Source organism: Micromonospora sp. NPDC005252, assembly GCF_042872475.1.
GTDB lineage: Bacteria > Actinomycetota > Actinomycetes > Mycobacteriales > Micromonosporaceae > Micromonospora.
Genome location: NZ_JBIAKN010000007.1, coordinates 101,242 through 115,650, shown reverse-complemented (window position 1 = coordinate 115,650; position 14,409 = coordinate 101,242). Strand labels below are relative to the sequence as shown.

Below are 14,409 nucleotides of genomic sequence, written 5' to 3'. Positions count from 1 at the left end.
GCTGTTTGGACTAGCGGGCGATCTCGGTGACCCGGGACTCGCGGACCACGGTGACCCGGATCTGACCCGGGTAGGTCAGCTCCTCCTCGATCTGCTTGGCCACGTCGCGGGCCAGCACGGCCGCCCCGATGTCGTCCACGTCGTCGGGCTTGACCATCACCCGGATCTCCCGGCCGGCCTGCATGGCGAAGACCTTGTCCACGCCGAGCTTCCCGGCCGCGATCTCCTCGATCCGCTCCAGGCGCTTGACGTACGCCTCCAAGCTCTCCCGACGCGCGCCCGGCCGACCGCCGGAACAGGCGTCGGAGGCCTGGGTGAGCACGGCCTCGATGGTCTGCGGCGGCACCTCGTTGTGGTGCGCCTCGATGGCGTGCACCACGTCCTCGTGCTCGCCGTACTTGCGGGCCAGGTCGGCGCCGATGATGGCGTGGCTGCCCTCGACCTCGTGGGTGAGCGCCTTGCCGATGTCGTGCAGGAACGCCGACCGCTTGATGGTGGGCACGTCCAGCCGCAGCTCGGCGGCCATGATGCCGGCGATGTGCGCGGTCTCGACCAGGTGCTTGAGCACGTTCTGCCCGTACGAGGTGCGGTAGCGCAGCCGGCCCAGCAGGGTCACCAGCTCCGGGTGGATCTCGGTGATGCCGACCTCGACCAGGGCGTCCTCGGCGGCGCGCAGGCAGAGCTGCTCCACCTCCTGCCGAGCCAGGTCGTAGACCTCCTCGATCCGGTGCGGGTGGATCCGCCCGTCCAGCACCAGCTTCTCCAGCGTGAGCCGGCCGACCTCCCGGCGGACCGGGTCGAAGCAGGAGAGCAGCACCGCCTCCGGGGTGTCATCGATGATCAGGTTGACCCCGGTCACCGACTCGAAGGCGCGGATGTTGCGCCCCTCCCGGCCGATGATGCGGCCCTTCATCTCGTCGCCCGGCAGATGCAGGACGCTGACCACGCTCTCGGCGGTCTGCTCGCTGGCCACCCGCTGGATCGCGTCCACCACGATGTGTCGGGCCCGCTGCTCGGCGGTGTTGCGCGCGTCGGACTCGATGTCGCGCACCAGCAGCGCCGCCTCGCGCTTGGCAGACGTCTCGATCGCGTCGATCAGCTCCAGCCGGGCCGACTCGGCGGTGAGACCGGCCACCCGCTCCAGTTCCCGGCGGCGCAGCTCCTCGGCCTCGGCCAGCTCGGTCTCGCGCTGGGCGAGCGCGGACTCCCGGGCCGCGAGGGCGGCGCTCGCCGCAGTGAGCTGCCGCTCCCGCTCGGCGAACCGTTCCACCTCCTCGGTGTGCAGCCGCTCCCGCTCGTCCATCCGGGCCGCCCGGCGCTCCACCTCCGCGGCCTGCTCCCGGGTCGTGGCGGCGAGCACCGCGACCTCCCGCTCGCCGCTGCGGCGGGCTGCCGTGCGCAGCTGGTCGGCGTCCGCCTCGGCCTGCTTGTGCGCCCGTTCCAGCACGGTGTCCGCCTCGGCGCGGGCGTCGTCGAGCACCCGCCGGGCCTCAGCCCGGGCCGCCTTCGCCTCAGCCTTCGCCGCCGCCGCCTCGGCCCGAGCCGCGGAGGCCGCGGACTTGGCCACGTCGATCGTGCTGTTCGCCTGGTCGGCGGCGTTGCGCAGGGCGGCCAGGGACTGCTCCTGACGGTCCTTCTCGGCGATGAAGGCGGGATCCTCCGGGGCCGGCGCCGTACCCATCCGACGCAGCGTCCGGATGCCGACCAGCACCGCCCCGACCACGACCACCGCGAGGATCAGGACGGCCGCGAGAAGCACGACGTCGAGGGCGTTCATGCCGGGACCCCGCTGGGTCTACCGGTGAACCTGTGCCGCCGCCCCGCCATGGCCGCCTCCCCTGAACGTCGAGACCGCAGCGACTGTGCCCGAGGCACACTCCTGCGGCTGTGGACGCCCGACCGGAGCGGCTGGCCGTGGATAGCTCTCTCCGCCGGCGGTGCCCTCGGGCATCGTCGGCGACCGGGTGCAGTTGTCGCGGAGTGCCGGACCGGCCAGTCCGGAACTGCCGCCAAAGGCCGCGGAGTCGGCCAAAGTGATGCTGTTCTGTTACGAGATCTATGTTGTGCGCTTAGCCTGCGCTGGTCGGGCAATGTGAGCCTGTATGGCGAGGCTAGGTCGCCAAGGGCGGTCTGGTCAAGGACTCATGATCAAACCCCCCGAACGGAGCGAAGTTGTAGCGTCACCCAAAGCTGATGTCGTGTCGGACACGGAAGGACAAAGGCGGCGAGCCGACGCCCTCGATTCGGATGTCGTGCCTGTTCAGCGGTGGCGGCGCCCGTGCGCCGAGCCGACTTTGTGACACCAGCGACCCTCTACAAGTCGCCCGGGCACGGGCCGCACCGCTTGTCGATTGTCGGCGTCACGCCGGACAGCACCGACAGTTCCTGATCGACTGCCGACGTGACCGGCTGGCGGCGGACATGCGGGCGGGCCGGCCACCACCTGATCGGGGCGAGCCTGCGCTTCCCCGCTGAGCCGACGTCCGCGGCTCAGCCGGCGCCGGCCGCCAGCGCGGCGGTGACCAACGCGGCGTTGCCCGGTGCCGGTACGCCGTCGGGCAACAGGAGCGTGTCCTCCAGCCCGATTCGGGTGTGCAGCCCACGGCTGACCGCCTCGGCGAGTACCGCCCAGGTGGCCGGACCCTCGGCGTGCAGCAGCACGGGCGGAGCCACCGCGTCCTCCGGCGGCGACCCGCCCGACATCCCCGTCGACGGCGGCGACCCGCCCGGCATCCCCGCTGACGGCGGTGACACGGCGGGCATCCCCGCTGACGGCGGTGGCACGCCGGGCATCGCCGCCGACGGCGGCGGCAGCGCGGCGAGGATCCGCGCCGCGTCGGCCAACGCGACCGGCGCCTCCTGCGCCATGCACTCGACGAGGATCCGTCCGACCGGCACCCGCCAGGACCGGTACGCCTGTACGGCGTCGAGTGTCCAGAGCCCCACCTCGACGAGCACGCCACGCTCATGCAGCGCGGCGGCGACCGCCTCGGCGCCGGGCTCGTGCGCGTTGACCGAGGCGAAGTCGGGCAGCACCGGCCAGGATCGGACGGCGGCCACCCGGGCGGCCGGATCCGGTTCGATCCAGGCTCCGGTGCTCACCCCCACCGGCAGCCCCGGCCGGGCCGCACGGATCGCGGTCAGCGCGTCGGCGATCACCGCTGGGCGCAGTGACTCGACGCCGGCCGCGTCTCTGGGATGGATGTGCACGGCCGCGACGCCCAGCGCGGCACAGCGGGCCGCGTCGGCCGCCAACTCCGTCGGGGTCACCGGCACGGCCGGATGGGCGGCACGACTGCGCTGGCCGTTCAGACACGCTTTCAACATCGGGTCACCCCCACCGCACCCATCGCGCCACTCAGTCGAGCGGACGGCTGTCGCGCTCCAGATCGCCCTCGGCGTCGGCGAGCGCGTCGGCGTCGATCTGCTCGGCGAACTCGGCCGCCTCGGCACTCTGCGCGGCGAGCGCGTCCTTCACCGCGCGGATGGCCACGCCGGGCGGATAGCCCTTGCGGGCCAGCATCCCGACCAGCCGGCGGAAGACCGCGTCGGGCTCACCCCGGGCGGTGCGCAGTTTGCGCTCCACCAGGGCGCGGGCGGTTGCCGCCTCGGTCTCCTCGTCCAGCTCGCCCAGCGCCTCGGTGGCCACCTCGCCGTCGACGCCCTTGCGGCGCAGCTCGTTGGCGAGCGCCCGGCGGGCCAGGCCACGACCGGTGTGCCGGCTGGACACCCAGGCCCGGGCGAACGCCGCGTCGTCGATGATGCCGACCTCGTCGTAGCGGTCGAGCACCTCGGCCGAGACCTGCTCGGAGATGCCCCGCTTGGCCAACGCGTCGGCCAGCTCAGCCCGGGTGCGGGGCCGGACGGCGAGCTGGCGCAGGCAGATCTCGCGAGCCACCTCCGACTCGTCTCGAGGCGGCGCCGAAGACTCGACGGTGTCGCCCTCCTCGGGGCGCCCACGGCGACCCCGGCGAGGGCGGGGAGGATCGCTGGCGTCGCCCGTACGGGGTGGGCTGGCATCCCAGCCCCGCCCCGTACGGGCGCGTCGTCCTGCCACTGGTCAGCGACCGGTCAGAAGTCGACCGGCGGCAGCTCCGGGCCACCGGCGGCGTCGCTCGCGCCAACCCCGACGCCGAGCTTCTCCAGGATCTTCTTCTCGATCTCGGCGGCCACGTCCGGGTTTTCCTTCAGGAACTCCCGGGCCTTCTCCTTGCCCTGGCCGAGCTGGTCGCCGTCGTACGTGTACCACGCGCCGGACTTGCGGATGATCGCCTGCTCCACGCCGACGTCGATCAGCGAGCCCTCACGCGAGATGCCCTTGCCGTACATGATGTCGAACTCGGCCTGCTTGAACGGCGCGGCCACCTTGTTCTTCACGACCTTGACCCGGGTGCGGTTACCGACCACGTCGGTGCCGTCCTTGAGGCTCTCGATGCGTCGCACGTCGAGCCGGACCGAGGCGTAGAACTTCAGCGCCCGACCACCGGTGGTGGTCTCCGGGCTGCCGAACATCACGCCGATCTTTTCGCGCAGCTGGTTGATGAAGATCGCCGTGGTGCCGGTGTTGCTGAGCACACCGGTGATCTTCCGTAGTGCCTGGCTCATCAGCCGGGCCTGGAGGCCCACGTGGCTGTCGCCCATCTCGCCCTCGATCTCGGCGCGCGGCACCAGGGCCGCCACCGAGTCGATCACGATGATGTCCAGAGCGCCGGAGCGGATCAGCATGTCCGCGATTTCCAGCGCCTGCTCGCCCGTGTCCGGCTGGGAGACCAGCATCGCGTCGGTGTCGACGCCGAGGGCCTTCGCGTACTCCGGGTCGAGCGCGTGCTCGGCGTCGATGAAGGCGGCGATGCCGCCGTTGCGCTGGGCGTTGGCCACCGCGTGCAGTGCCACCGTGGTCTTACCGCTGGACTCGGGACCGTAGATCTCGACCACCCGGCCACGGGGCAGGCCGCCAATGCCGAGGGCCACGTCGAGCGCGATGGAGCCGGTCGGAATGATCGCGGTCTGGACGACCGGCCGGTCACCCAGCCGCATCACCGAGCCCTTGCCGAATTGCTTGTCAATCTGAGCGAGAGCAAGGTCGAGTGCCTTCTCCCGGTCAGGCCCTGCTGCCATGGTTGCCACCCCTGCCTTCGCCGGCGTCTTTGCTGAGCTTCGCGTCACGCGGACACGCTAGGCGCTGGGTCCGACAGAAAACCAGCCGACGGGCCGCGAGCTGTGGACGAGCACCCCGCTGTGGACAATAGCCGAACAGGTGTACGACTCGACAAGCGACACGCGGAACCGGCGAAAAGGCTGCTCAGCGTAGTCGAGCGGGTACGCGGTCGGGGTACGCGGCGCAGACCGCCCGCCACACCACGTGCGTCTGCTCCCCCGACGACAGCGCCTGCTCGATGGTCCGCCCATCGAGCTGGGACAGCACCTGGTCGCGGGCGATGCTGGCCGCGTAGCCCGGCCCGAACGCCTCCTCCAACCGCGCCCAGAAGTCGGTCAGCCGCACGTGATCAACCCTCCTCGCCCGGTGCCCCCGTCGGCACCGGGCGCAACGCTAGCGCCACCAGGGGCACGGTCGCGACCGCCGCGAGCAGGGTGAGCACCGGATAACCGGCGAGCTGCATGACAAACCCGCTGAGCACCGCGGCGCTGGCCCCCGCCAACCCCATGATCAGGTCGGAGAACCCCTGGACGCTGGGCCGCACACCGGCCGACACCGACTCGGAGAGCAGCGTCGAGCCGGCCACCATCGTCCCCGACCAGCCCAGCCCGAGCAGGACCAGACCGATCGAGAGCCGGGGCGTGTGGTGCCCGGCGGTGCCGGCGACCGCGCAGGCGGCCAGCAGCAGCCCGACCCCGCCGAGGATCACCGCCCGCCGGCCGAGCCGGTCGGTGAGCCAGCCGACCACCGGGGCGAACGCGTACATGCCGGCGATGTGCAGGCTCAACACGATCCCGACCAGCCGCAGCACGTCGGCGTCGGCGTGCGACTCACCGAGCCGGACCGGGGTCATCGCCATCACCGCCACCATCACCAGGTGACCGATCGCCACGGCGGTGATGCCGAGCCGGGCGGCTGGCTGTCCGCGTACCACCGACCAGGCCAGCCGCATTCCGGCGGTGCGCGGCGCGCGCGCACGGACCAGCGCGGTGGCCGGCCCGGCCCCACCGGCCGTCGGCGCGGCGTCGGCGGGCGGCCCGACGGCGGTCGGTGGCGCGTCGGCCGCCGCGAGCCGCCGCGCGGTGAGCAACGGGTCGGGGCGGAGCAACCCGAGGAGTACGACGGAAGCCAGCACGAATGCCGTCGCGCTGAACGCGAACGGGCCGGCCAGCGGCGGCAGCCCCCAGCCGGTGGTGACCCGGTCGGCCAGGGCGGCGAAGTTCGGCGCGGCCACCGCCCCGATGGTGGTGGCCCAGACGATCAGCGAGAGCTGACGCCCTCGACGGGTCGGCTCGGCGAGGTCCACCGCCGTGTAGCGGGCCTGCAGGTTCGCGGCGGTGCCACCGCCGAAGAGCAGCATGCCGAGGAAGAGCAGGGGCACCGAACGGGTGGCCGCCGCCACCACCACCAGGACGCCGCCGACGGCGCCCACGGTGTACGCCAGCACCAGGCCGGGACGACGGCCGTGCCGCGCCATGATCCGGGTGACCGGAACGGCGAGCAGCGCCGCACCGACCACCCCGGCGCTCTGCGCGACGCCCGCCACCGCGGTGCCGGCGATGCGGGCGGCGAGCAGCGCGCCGACGGAGATGCCGATGGTCACACCGACGCCGCCGATGATCTGGGTGGTGAAGAGCAGCCGCATCGTGCGCCGCTGGATCGGCGCGACGTCAAGCCCGGCGCCGCCGGTACGCGGCACGGTCAGGTCGGTGGCCATCGGCGCTCCTTGAGGACGGGGGTGACCCCATCCTCGCGCACCCACCCCGAACCCCGACGCCCCCGCCGGGCTGCCCCGCCCGCCGGGCCGCCTCGCCGCGCCCGCGCGGATCTTCGCGGCGTTGATCTTCGCGAGGGCCCGTCGGTCAGCCGGCCATCACCCGCTGGTGCACCGACGACACCGCCGAACGGGCCGCCACGAACGCCCCGTGCTGCCAGGCCACCTCGTGGCTCAGCCAGTCCCCGGCGAAGTAGACCCGCCCGGCCGGCTGAAGCAGCAGGTTGTATCCGGCGGTGCCGTAGCGGGGCGAGGTCCAGGCGCCCTCGATGTAGCGGGTCCGGTCCCAGGCGTGGGAGTACGAGGTGACCAGCTCGCTGCGGTACTTGTCGCCGTGGATCTTCACCCCCTGGCTGACCGCGCGCTCCCGGCGCTGCTCGGGGGTGAGCCCGCTGTACGCCCTGGCGTTCGCCCCGGTGTTGTAGTAGCCGACGACCAGGCCACGCTTGCCGTGGAAGCCGTAGGACGGGTACCAGATGTGCGACAGGTCCAGGTCGGTCTCCGTGATGCCGCCGTAGATCCGCTGGTCGGTCTCCCACCAGCGGCTGCGGTACTCCAGGCCGATCTTGCCGGCGGCGGTGACCGGGAAGTCGGCCAGGGCGGCGGTCACCCCTGCGCCGAGGTTGTGGGGCACCCGGGCCATCAGGTGCGGCGGCAGCGCCGCCACGCAGTAGTCGGCGGTGATCAGCGACTCCCGGCCGCCCTGCCGATAGGTCACCTCGACCCGGCTGCCCCGGTCGGTCACTCCGGTCACCTCGGCGTCGAGTCGGATCCGGTGCCCGCCCACGGCCTTGGCGAGGGCACGCGGGATCTGGTCCATGCCGCCCACCGGCTGGAACATCAGCATCGCCTGGTCGTAGCCGAACTCGAAGGAGAAGTACCGGCCCACGTTGCTGGCGAAGACGTCGGAGAGCGCTGGCGGCGTGCCGAGGAGCGTCCCCACGTCGTTGCCGGCGCCGGGGTACGCGGAGAAGCCGCGGCGGTTGGTCCCGGCGTACGCCCAGTCGTTGGCACGCCCACCGATCGCACCGAAGCCCTGCAGGAACGACAGCAGCCGGTCCCGGTCCTCGGTGGTGAGCCGCGCGTCCAGCGCGCCCTGGTCGGTGGCCTTGGCGAGCAGTTCCGAGACGTAGCCGTACACGTCGGCCTTGGCGGTGCGATACCGGATCGGCTCGGTCATCCCGGCGGACTCGTTGTAGATCCAGGCGTCGGCGTTCTGGTTGGTGAACACCTCGATGGGTACGCCGAGTTCCCGGCAGTAGTCCATGGTGACCATCCACTGTGCGATCCGGCCCGGCCCGGCGTTGAAGTAGACGCCGTCGGAGAAGCCGGCCCGCTGGGTGTGCCCGTCGAGGTCGGTCTCGACGTCGCCACCACGGATGGTCAGGTTCCGCCCGCCGACGCGGTGCCGCGCCTCCAGGACCGTGCAGTGGTAGCCCGCCTTGCCCAGCTCGTACGCGGTGGTGAGCCCCGCGATGCCACCGCCGAGCACGACGACACTGGCCCCCGGCCGGCCGGTCAGGGTGAAGTCGGACGGCTCGGGCGCCCGGAACGCCGGGGTCACCGACGCGTCGGCGCTGGGCGCGAGACCCATGGCTCCCATCGTGGCGAGCATCGCACCGGCACCGCCGCTGATCCCGACCGCGCGCAGGAACCCACGCCGACTCACCGTCGACTGCGTCTGATCGCTCATGAACGCCTCCCCTACAAGATCGACTCACGTGAGTCTGCAGAGGACCTGTTACGCGGATCACGCAACGCCGTTTCCGGTAGGTATCGCCTCACCGACCGCCGGCGGTGGCGGTTTTTGTCACCGATCTCGCTACCGGCCGAGCCGACGACCGTGCCGTACCGCCCCCTCACACCCAACCGTTGCTGGCCGCCTGCACGCCGGCCTGGAATCGGCTGGCGGCGCCCAACCGCTCGGTCAGGGACGTCATCATGCGCTGCACACTGCGCAGGGAGATTGCGAGCTTGCGGGCCGCCGACTCGTCGGTGTGCCCCGCGGCGAGCAGCCGCAGCAGCTCGCGTTCCTGCCGGGTGAGACCCTGCTCGTCGGCCGCCGCCTGTTCGCCGAACGGAGTCGCGGCGTGCCACACCTGCTCGAAGAGCGCGATAAGCCCGGCAACAATCCCGCGGCTGCGCAGTTCCAGTGCACCCTGCCGGGGATTGGCCGGGTCGATGGGCACGAGTGCGACCTCCCGATCGACGATGACCATGCGCATCGGCAGCGTCGGCGTCGTGCGTGACTGCCCACCGAGGCCGGCCAGCCAGCGGGCGTGCGCGAGGGTGCCGGGGTCGTTGCGGAAGCTGTCCTGATAGACGTTGCGGATCTGGACACCCCGCTGCAGAGCCTGCTGGTCGAGCGGCGCCTCCGCCTCGAGCGTGTCCGGGCTCTGTGCGCCGCCGCTGCTAAAGGAGAGACACTCGGCGCGGGCGGTGTCGGCCAACTCGGCAAGCCGGTCCCGGACGCTGTCGACCCCTGCGAGCAACCGCCCCTCCGCCACCTGGTGGTAGTCGTCGTGGGCGGTCGCGATGGCGGCGATGGCGGCCTTGGTCGCCTCGACCTGCCGCTGCCGGACCGCGACCTCGGCCTCCACCTTGGTCAGGAGCGCCATCAACCCGGCCTGCGGTCGCACCGGCCGGGCGTGATCGCCCAGGGAGTCGAGCCGAACGAGTGCGAGGTCGGCCAACACGTCCAGTGCCGCCGTCACCTCCCCCGGCGAGACGCCGAGGTGATCGGACAGGCCGGCGACGTTCAGGTCGGGACACTGCAGCATGGCGCGATAGACCGCCTCATGCTGCGCGGACAGTCCCAGCAGGTCGAACATGACCCCTCCCCCGGTAGAACCAATCGACATTCTGCCGCGTATCGAGCGTTCTCGTGGACCCGCTCCGCACCTGGCGTGGTCCCGCCGGGCGGGGTCACGCCAGGCCGAACCTGGTGACAGGGCACCGTGGGCCCGCGATGCTTCTCTCACGGCGGCGACAACGACCACGGAGCCTCCGGAATCGACATTCCAAGCACAGGAGAGACGTCAATGAGCATAACCACTTTTATCAATGCCAATTACCGTACCTCGATCGCCATTCTCGCACTCGGCCTCGCCCTCGCCCTCGCGATCATCCTGAACTCGGAACCGGGTGCGATGGCGGCGCTCGCGGAGGGGTTCGGCTGGGGTGGTCCCGCACAGGACGCCTCGACCGGCCAGTTCGGAGGCCAGGGATTTGGCTGGGGCTCGCCGCCCCCGGTCGACCCGTCGGAGTGGTCCTGATGATCGTGACGCACATCCGTATCGCCCCGCTCACCTCGACGGCCGCCATCGACCCGGCGACGCTGCGAAATCTGATCCACGTGAACGCCACGGCCGGGAGCGGTATCGAACACCTTCGAGTCCGCGCCGGCCCGGACAGCGCCGACATCCTGGCCTTCGTGGACACCGACGATCCGACGGCAGCCGCCGTGACGTTGCGCCGCGTCGTCGACCGCACAATCGCCAGCAGCCCACTGCTCGGCCCGTGGCGAATCGTCTGACCACGGCATCACCTGTTCAATTTTCCCGCCTCCGCCGACGGATACCGTTCGGCGGACGGACAAACCTGCCTTGAAATCGGAATTAATCCGAAAGGAACACCATGCAACGAAATGCGATTCGTCGCCTGACCACAATGGCGCTCGGCGTGGCACTCGCCGCCGGCGCCGGCCTCTCCGGGGGCGTCGCCACGGTGCTGGCGAGCAGTCCCGAGGCAGCCTTCGCCGACTCCAGCGTGGGTGGGTCGATCAGTCCGACCGAGGTGCTCAGCCGCGCCAAGTACTGGTACGACAATCGCGGCAGCATCCCCTACAGCCAGGGCGGCTACTACCGCGACGAGAACGGCAAGAACTACCGCACCGACTGCTCCGGGTTCGTCTCGATGGCCTGGCACCTCTCGACGTCGAAGACGACCTACAACATGTACACGGTGTCGAAGCAGATCAGTAAGAGCGACCTCCAGCCGGGCGACATCCTGAACTCGGCGAGCCAGCACGTCATCCTCTTCAAGCGCTGGATCAACCAGTCGACGGGCACGTTCGAGTACTACGCCTTCGGATCGACCCCGGTGAAGATCGACACCGAGACGCTCAGCGGCGGCGGGGACGGTCTCATCGACTCGCACCCGGCCAGCAACTACGTCGCCCGCCGCTACAACAACATCACCACCGGCGGCCAGGCTCCGGTGAAGGACCCAGGGGTCGCCGACGTGACCGGCGACGGCTATCACGATCTGGTGGCCCGCAAGACTGACGGCACTCTGTGGCTGTACTCGAACAACATCGAGCGCGACAACGGCGTCCCGTACAGCAGCGGCTCGTCCCGGCAGATCGGCAGCGGCTGGAGCAGCGCGGACCGGATCATCAACGCCGACGTCACCGGTGATGGCTTCACCGACCTGATCTCCGTCAAGTCAGACGGAACGATGTTGTTGTACTCCAACAACATCGTTCGTGACGACGGCGCCCCGTACAGCAGCGGCGCGTCGCGGCAGATCGGCAGCGGTTGGGGCGGGTTCGACCGGATCGTCGGCGCGGACGTGACCGGCGACGGCTACACCGACCTGGTGGCCCGCAAGACCGACGGCACCCTGTGGCTCTACCCGAACAACATCGAACGCGACAACGGCACTCCGTACAGCAGCTCGTCGGCGCGGCAGATCGGCCAGGGCTGGAGCGGCTTCGACACGCTGGTCGGCGCGGACGTGACCGGCGACGGTTACACCGACCTGGTGGCCCGCAAGACCGACGGCACCCTGTGGCTCTACCCGAACAACATCGAACGCGACAACGGGGTCCCGTACAGCGGCAACCGGCAGATCGGCAGCGGCTGGAGCGGCTTCGACACGCTGGTCGGCGCGGACGTGACCGGTGACGGCTACACGGACCTGGTGGGCCGCACGACCAGCGGTGCCCTCCTGCTGTACCCCAACAACATCGAACGCGACAACGGCGTCCCCTTCAGCGGCAACCAGCAGATCGGCAGCGGCTGGGGCGGCTTCAACAGCATCATCTGACACCCTCAGTCGACGCGCCCGGCCTCTGGCCGGGCGCGTCGGCGTTGCCTGGGCACCGCCCGACCACCGGCGGGAACACCTGGGTCAGGCGGGCAGGGCGCGGGCGGCGACCGTCAGGTCGGCGACCAGTCCCTCGTACGCCTTGTCCTGGTCGTCGGCGCGCAGGACCGCGGACGGGTGGATGGTGGCCAGCAACCGAGCCGGCGGCGCGTCGGCCCGCTTCCCCGTGTCGTCCACCGGCACCCGTTGGAAGTCCTCTGGGCGCTGGGCCGACGCGGGCCAGGGCAGCAGCTCGCCGCGTTGTCTCGTCACCCGGAAGGACGGGCCGAGCAGCGCCTTCGCGGCGGTGGCGCCGAGCACGACGACGATCTCCGGGCGCAGCCGGGCGAACTCGGCCACCAGCCAGGGCCGGCACGCGGTGATGTGCACCTGGTCCGGGGTCTGGTGGATGCGCCGCTTGCCGCGCGCCTCAAAACGAAAGTGCTTGACGGCGTTCGTCAGGTAGAGCTGCGTCGGGTCCAGCTCGGCGTCGTCGACGGCGCGGCGCAGCAGCCGTCCGGCGGGGCCGACGAAGGGCAGGCCCTTCTGGTCCTCCATGTCGCCGGGCTGCTCGCCGACGAGGACCACGCGGGCGCTCTCGTCCCCCCGGCCGAAGACGGTCTGGGTGGCGTCGCGGTACAGCTCGCAGCCCCGACAGCCACCCGACGCCGCGCGGAGTTCGTCGATGGTGTCGGCGTCGGGCGGGATGAACCGCTGGGCGCCGGGAGCGCTGTCGGTCTGCTCGGCCATGCCGACTGTTATATACCCGTTCGGTATCGCCTGCCGGGTACGCCCCGGGGTGGGCGCGGCCCGGCCGCGTCAGTAGCCGTTGCCGCCCCCGCCACCACCGGACGCGATGGCGATCAGCACAATAATGATCACGATGATGGCGATCGCGATCGCGATCCACAACCCCTTGCGGTTCCCACCTGCAGCCATGATCAGGCACCTCCGGCGGCCCGCATACCCGCCCCAATCGCTCTGAATCGCCGCGATACCCCTTTTTCTTCCGATAAACCCCCTTAATGGGCGTCACGCTCGCAGGTCAGGTGGAGAAGCCCATTTCAGGGGAGGGATGGATGGCGCGGGCCAGGGCGGCGGCCAGGGGGGTCAGCTCCTCGACGGCCAGGGAACTGACGGTGATGCGCAGGGCGGGCGGGGCGGCGATCCGGTAGAGGGCGCCGGGCGCCACCGCCCAGCCGGCGTCCCGCAACGCGGTCAGCGCGCTGGTCTCGTCCGGCACCGGCAGCCAGACGTTGATGCCGCTGCGGCCGTGCGCGGTCAGGCCATGCTCGGCGAGCGCGGCCAACAGGCCATCGCGCCGCAGGTCGTAGCTCTGCGCCGCCCGCCGCACCAGCTCGTCGACCGCCGGGTCCCCCCAGAGGGCGAGCACCAGCCGTTGCAGCACGGTGGACACCCAGCCGGCGCCGACCCGCGTCCGGCCGGTCACCCGGGCCACGGTGGTCTCGTCACCGGCCAGCACCGCCAGCCGCAGGTCCGGGCCGAACGGCTTGCTCACCGACCGCACGAAGGCCCAGCTTCCGGTCACGCCAGCGAGCGGATGCAGGGGTACGCGGGCCAGCTCGGCGGCGTGGTCGTCCTCGATGAGCAGCAGGTCCCGCCGGCCGGCGAGCAGAGCGCGCAGCTCCTCGGCGCGGGCGGCGGAGACGGCGGCGCCGGTCGGGTTCTGCGCCCGGCTGGTGATCACCAGCGCCCGCGCTCCGGCGCTCAGCGCGGCCGCCACCCCGGCCACCAGTGGACCCTCGTCGTCCAGCGGCACACCGATCGGCCGCAGCCCGAGCGCGGCGACCAGGTCGAGCAGGTTGGCCCAGCCGGGATCCTCCACCGCCACCGCGTCACCGGGACGAAGGTGGGCGCCGAGCAACCGCTCGATGCCGTCCAGCGCGCCGCCGGTGAGGGTGAGGTCCCCGGCGGGTACGCCGTCGGCGCTCAACCGGGCGCGGGCGGCCTCGGCCAGCTCCGGGAGCACGCCGGCCTGCGAGTAGCCGACCGGAGGACCCGCATCGGCGGCGAGCGCGGCCAGGTGCGGGCCGATCGGGGGCAGCAGTCGGGGGTCGGGCTCGCCCCGGGACAGGTCGCGGGCGTCCGGCAGCGGTGCGGGGCGTAGCACGGAGCGGCGGGCCGCCACCGGTGGGCGCGGACGGACGCGGGTGCCGTGGCGGCCGGCGGTGGCCAGCACGCCGCGTTGGCGCAGCTCCCGATAGGCGCGGGCGACAGTGGCCGGGCTGACGCCCAGCTCGGCGGCGAGGGCCCGCACCGGCGGCAGGGCGGCGCCGGGTGGCAGGGCGCCGGTACGGATGCCCGACTCGATGCTGGCCGAAATCGCGACGGCCGTCGTCCCGCTGAACTGATAGCGTGCTGACACAAA

Annotated in this window: 13 protein-coding genes; 3 read left to right on the top strand and 10 right to left on the bottom strand. The window is 71.6% G+C overall.

Features of this window, described 5'->3' with window-relative positions; genetic code table 11:
- Positions 1 to 10: 10 nt before the first annotated feature.
- The 8 genes from rny to ACFYPH_RS20780 all read right to left on the bottom strand — a co-directional run bounded on the left by rny (position 11) and on the right by ACFYPH_RS20780 (position 9,763).
- Positions 11 to 1,777: a ribonuclease Y gene (gene rny, locus ACFYPH_RS20815; protein WP_354859966.1), complete on the bottom strand. Its 1,767-nt coding sequence runs from the start codon at positions 1,775 to 1,777 to the stop codon at positions 11 to 13.
- Positions 1,778 to 2,490: 713 nt separating this feature from the next.
- On the bottom strand, positions 2,491 to 3,327 hold the full coding sequence (locus ACFYPH_RS20810) for a 3-keto-5-aminohexanoate cleavage protein (RefSeq protein WP_387183911.1): 837 nt from the start codon (positions 3,325 to 3,327) through the stop codon (positions 2,491 to 2,493).
- Positions 3,328 to 3,358: 31 nt separating this feature from the next.
- Entirely contained in the window at positions 3,359 to 4,057 is a 699-nt protein-coding gene (locus ACFYPH_RS20805) for a regulatory protein RecX (protein ID WP_387183908.1), read from the bottom strand.
- 14 nt (positions 4,058 to 4,071) lie between these two features.
- A complete protein-coding gene (recA, locus tag ACFYPH_RS20800) occupies positions 4,072 to 5,118 on the bottom strand; it encodes a recombinase RecA (RefSeq protein ID WP_354859959.1) in 1,047 nt (348 codons plus the stop codon).
- Between the two features lie 184 nt (positions 5,119 to 5,302).
- Positions 5,303 to 5,503 (bottom strand): DUF3046 domain-containing protein, encoded by a 201-nt coding sequence (locus ACFYPH_RS20795; protein WP_354859956.1) that lies wholly within the window; start codon positions 5,501 to 5,503, stop codon positions 5,303 to 5,305.
- Between the two features lie 4 nt (positions 5,504 to 5,507).
- The gene (locus ACFYPH_RS20790) at positions 5,508 to 6,875 is read right to left on the bottom strand and encodes an MFS transporter (RefSeq protein ID WP_387183905.1); all 1,368 of its coding nucleotides are present in this window, start codon (positions 6,873 to 6,875) and stop codon (positions 5,508 to 5,510) included.
- 145 nt (positions 6,876 to 7,020) lie between these two features.
- Entirely contained in the window at positions 7,021 to 8,625 is a 1,605-nt protein-coding gene (locus ACFYPH_RS20785) for an FAD-dependent oxidoreductase (RefSeq protein ID WP_387183902.1), read from the bottom strand.
- A 166-nt stretch (positions 8,626 to 8,791) separates the two neighbouring features.
- Positions 8,792 to 9,763: a LuxR C-terminal-related transcriptional regulator gene (locus tag ACFYPH_RS20780; protein ID WP_354859949.1), complete on the bottom strand. Its 972-nt coding sequence runs from the start codon at positions 9,761 to 9,763 to the stop codon at positions 8,792 to 8,794.
- A gap of 210 nt (positions 9,764 to 9,973) precedes the next feature.
- Here ACFYPH_RS20780 and ACFYPH_RS20775 point away from each other — a divergent pair, with 210 nt between their 5' ends.
- The 3 genes from ACFYPH_RS20775 to ACFYPH_RS20765 all read left to right on the top strand — a co-directional run bounded on the left by ACFYPH_RS20775 (position 9,974) and on the right by ACFYPH_RS20765 (position 11,981).
- On the top strand, positions 9,974 to 10,207 hold the full coding sequence (locus tag ACFYPH_RS20775) for a hypothetical protein (RefSeq protein ID WP_354859947.1): 234 nt from the start codon (positions 9,974 to 9,976) through the stop codon (positions 10,205 to 10,207).
- On the top strand, positions 10,207 to 10,467 hold the full coding sequence (locus ACFYPH_RS20770) for a hypothetical protein (RefSeq protein ID WP_354859945.1): 261 nt from the start codon (positions 10,207 to 10,209) through the stop codon (positions 10,465 to 10,467). Before ACFYPH_RS20775 ends, ACFYPH_RS20770 begins: the two co-directional genes overlap by 1 nt.
- Before the next feature lie 101 nt (positions 10,468 to 10,568).
- Positions 10,569 to 11,981: an FG-GAP-like repeat-containing protein gene (locus tag ACFYPH_RS20765; protein WP_354859943.1), complete on the top strand. Its 1,413-nt coding sequence runs from the start codon at positions 10,569 to 10,571 to the stop codon at positions 11,979 to 11,981.
- Positions 11,982 to 12,065: 84 nt separating this feature from the next.
- Here ACFYPH_RS20765 and ACFYPH_RS20760 read toward each other — a convergent pair whose 3' ends face one another.
- Positions 12,066 to 12,770 (bottom strand): UdgX family uracil-DNA binding protein, encoded by a 705-nt coding sequence (locus ACFYPH_RS20760; protein WP_387183898.1) that lies wholly within the window; start codon positions 12,768 to 12,770, stop codon positions 12,066 to 12,068.
- A 295-nt stretch (positions 12,771 to 13,065) separates the two neighbouring features.
- The gene (locus tag ACFYPH_RS20755) at positions 13,066 to 14,406 is read right to left on the bottom strand and encodes an aminotransferase class I/II-fold pyridoxal phosphate-dependent enzyme (protein ID WP_387183895.1); all 1,341 of its coding nucleotides are present in this window, start codon (positions 14,404 to 14,406) and stop codon (positions 13,066 to 13,068) included.
- Positions 14,407 to 14,409: the final 3 nt, after the last annotated feature.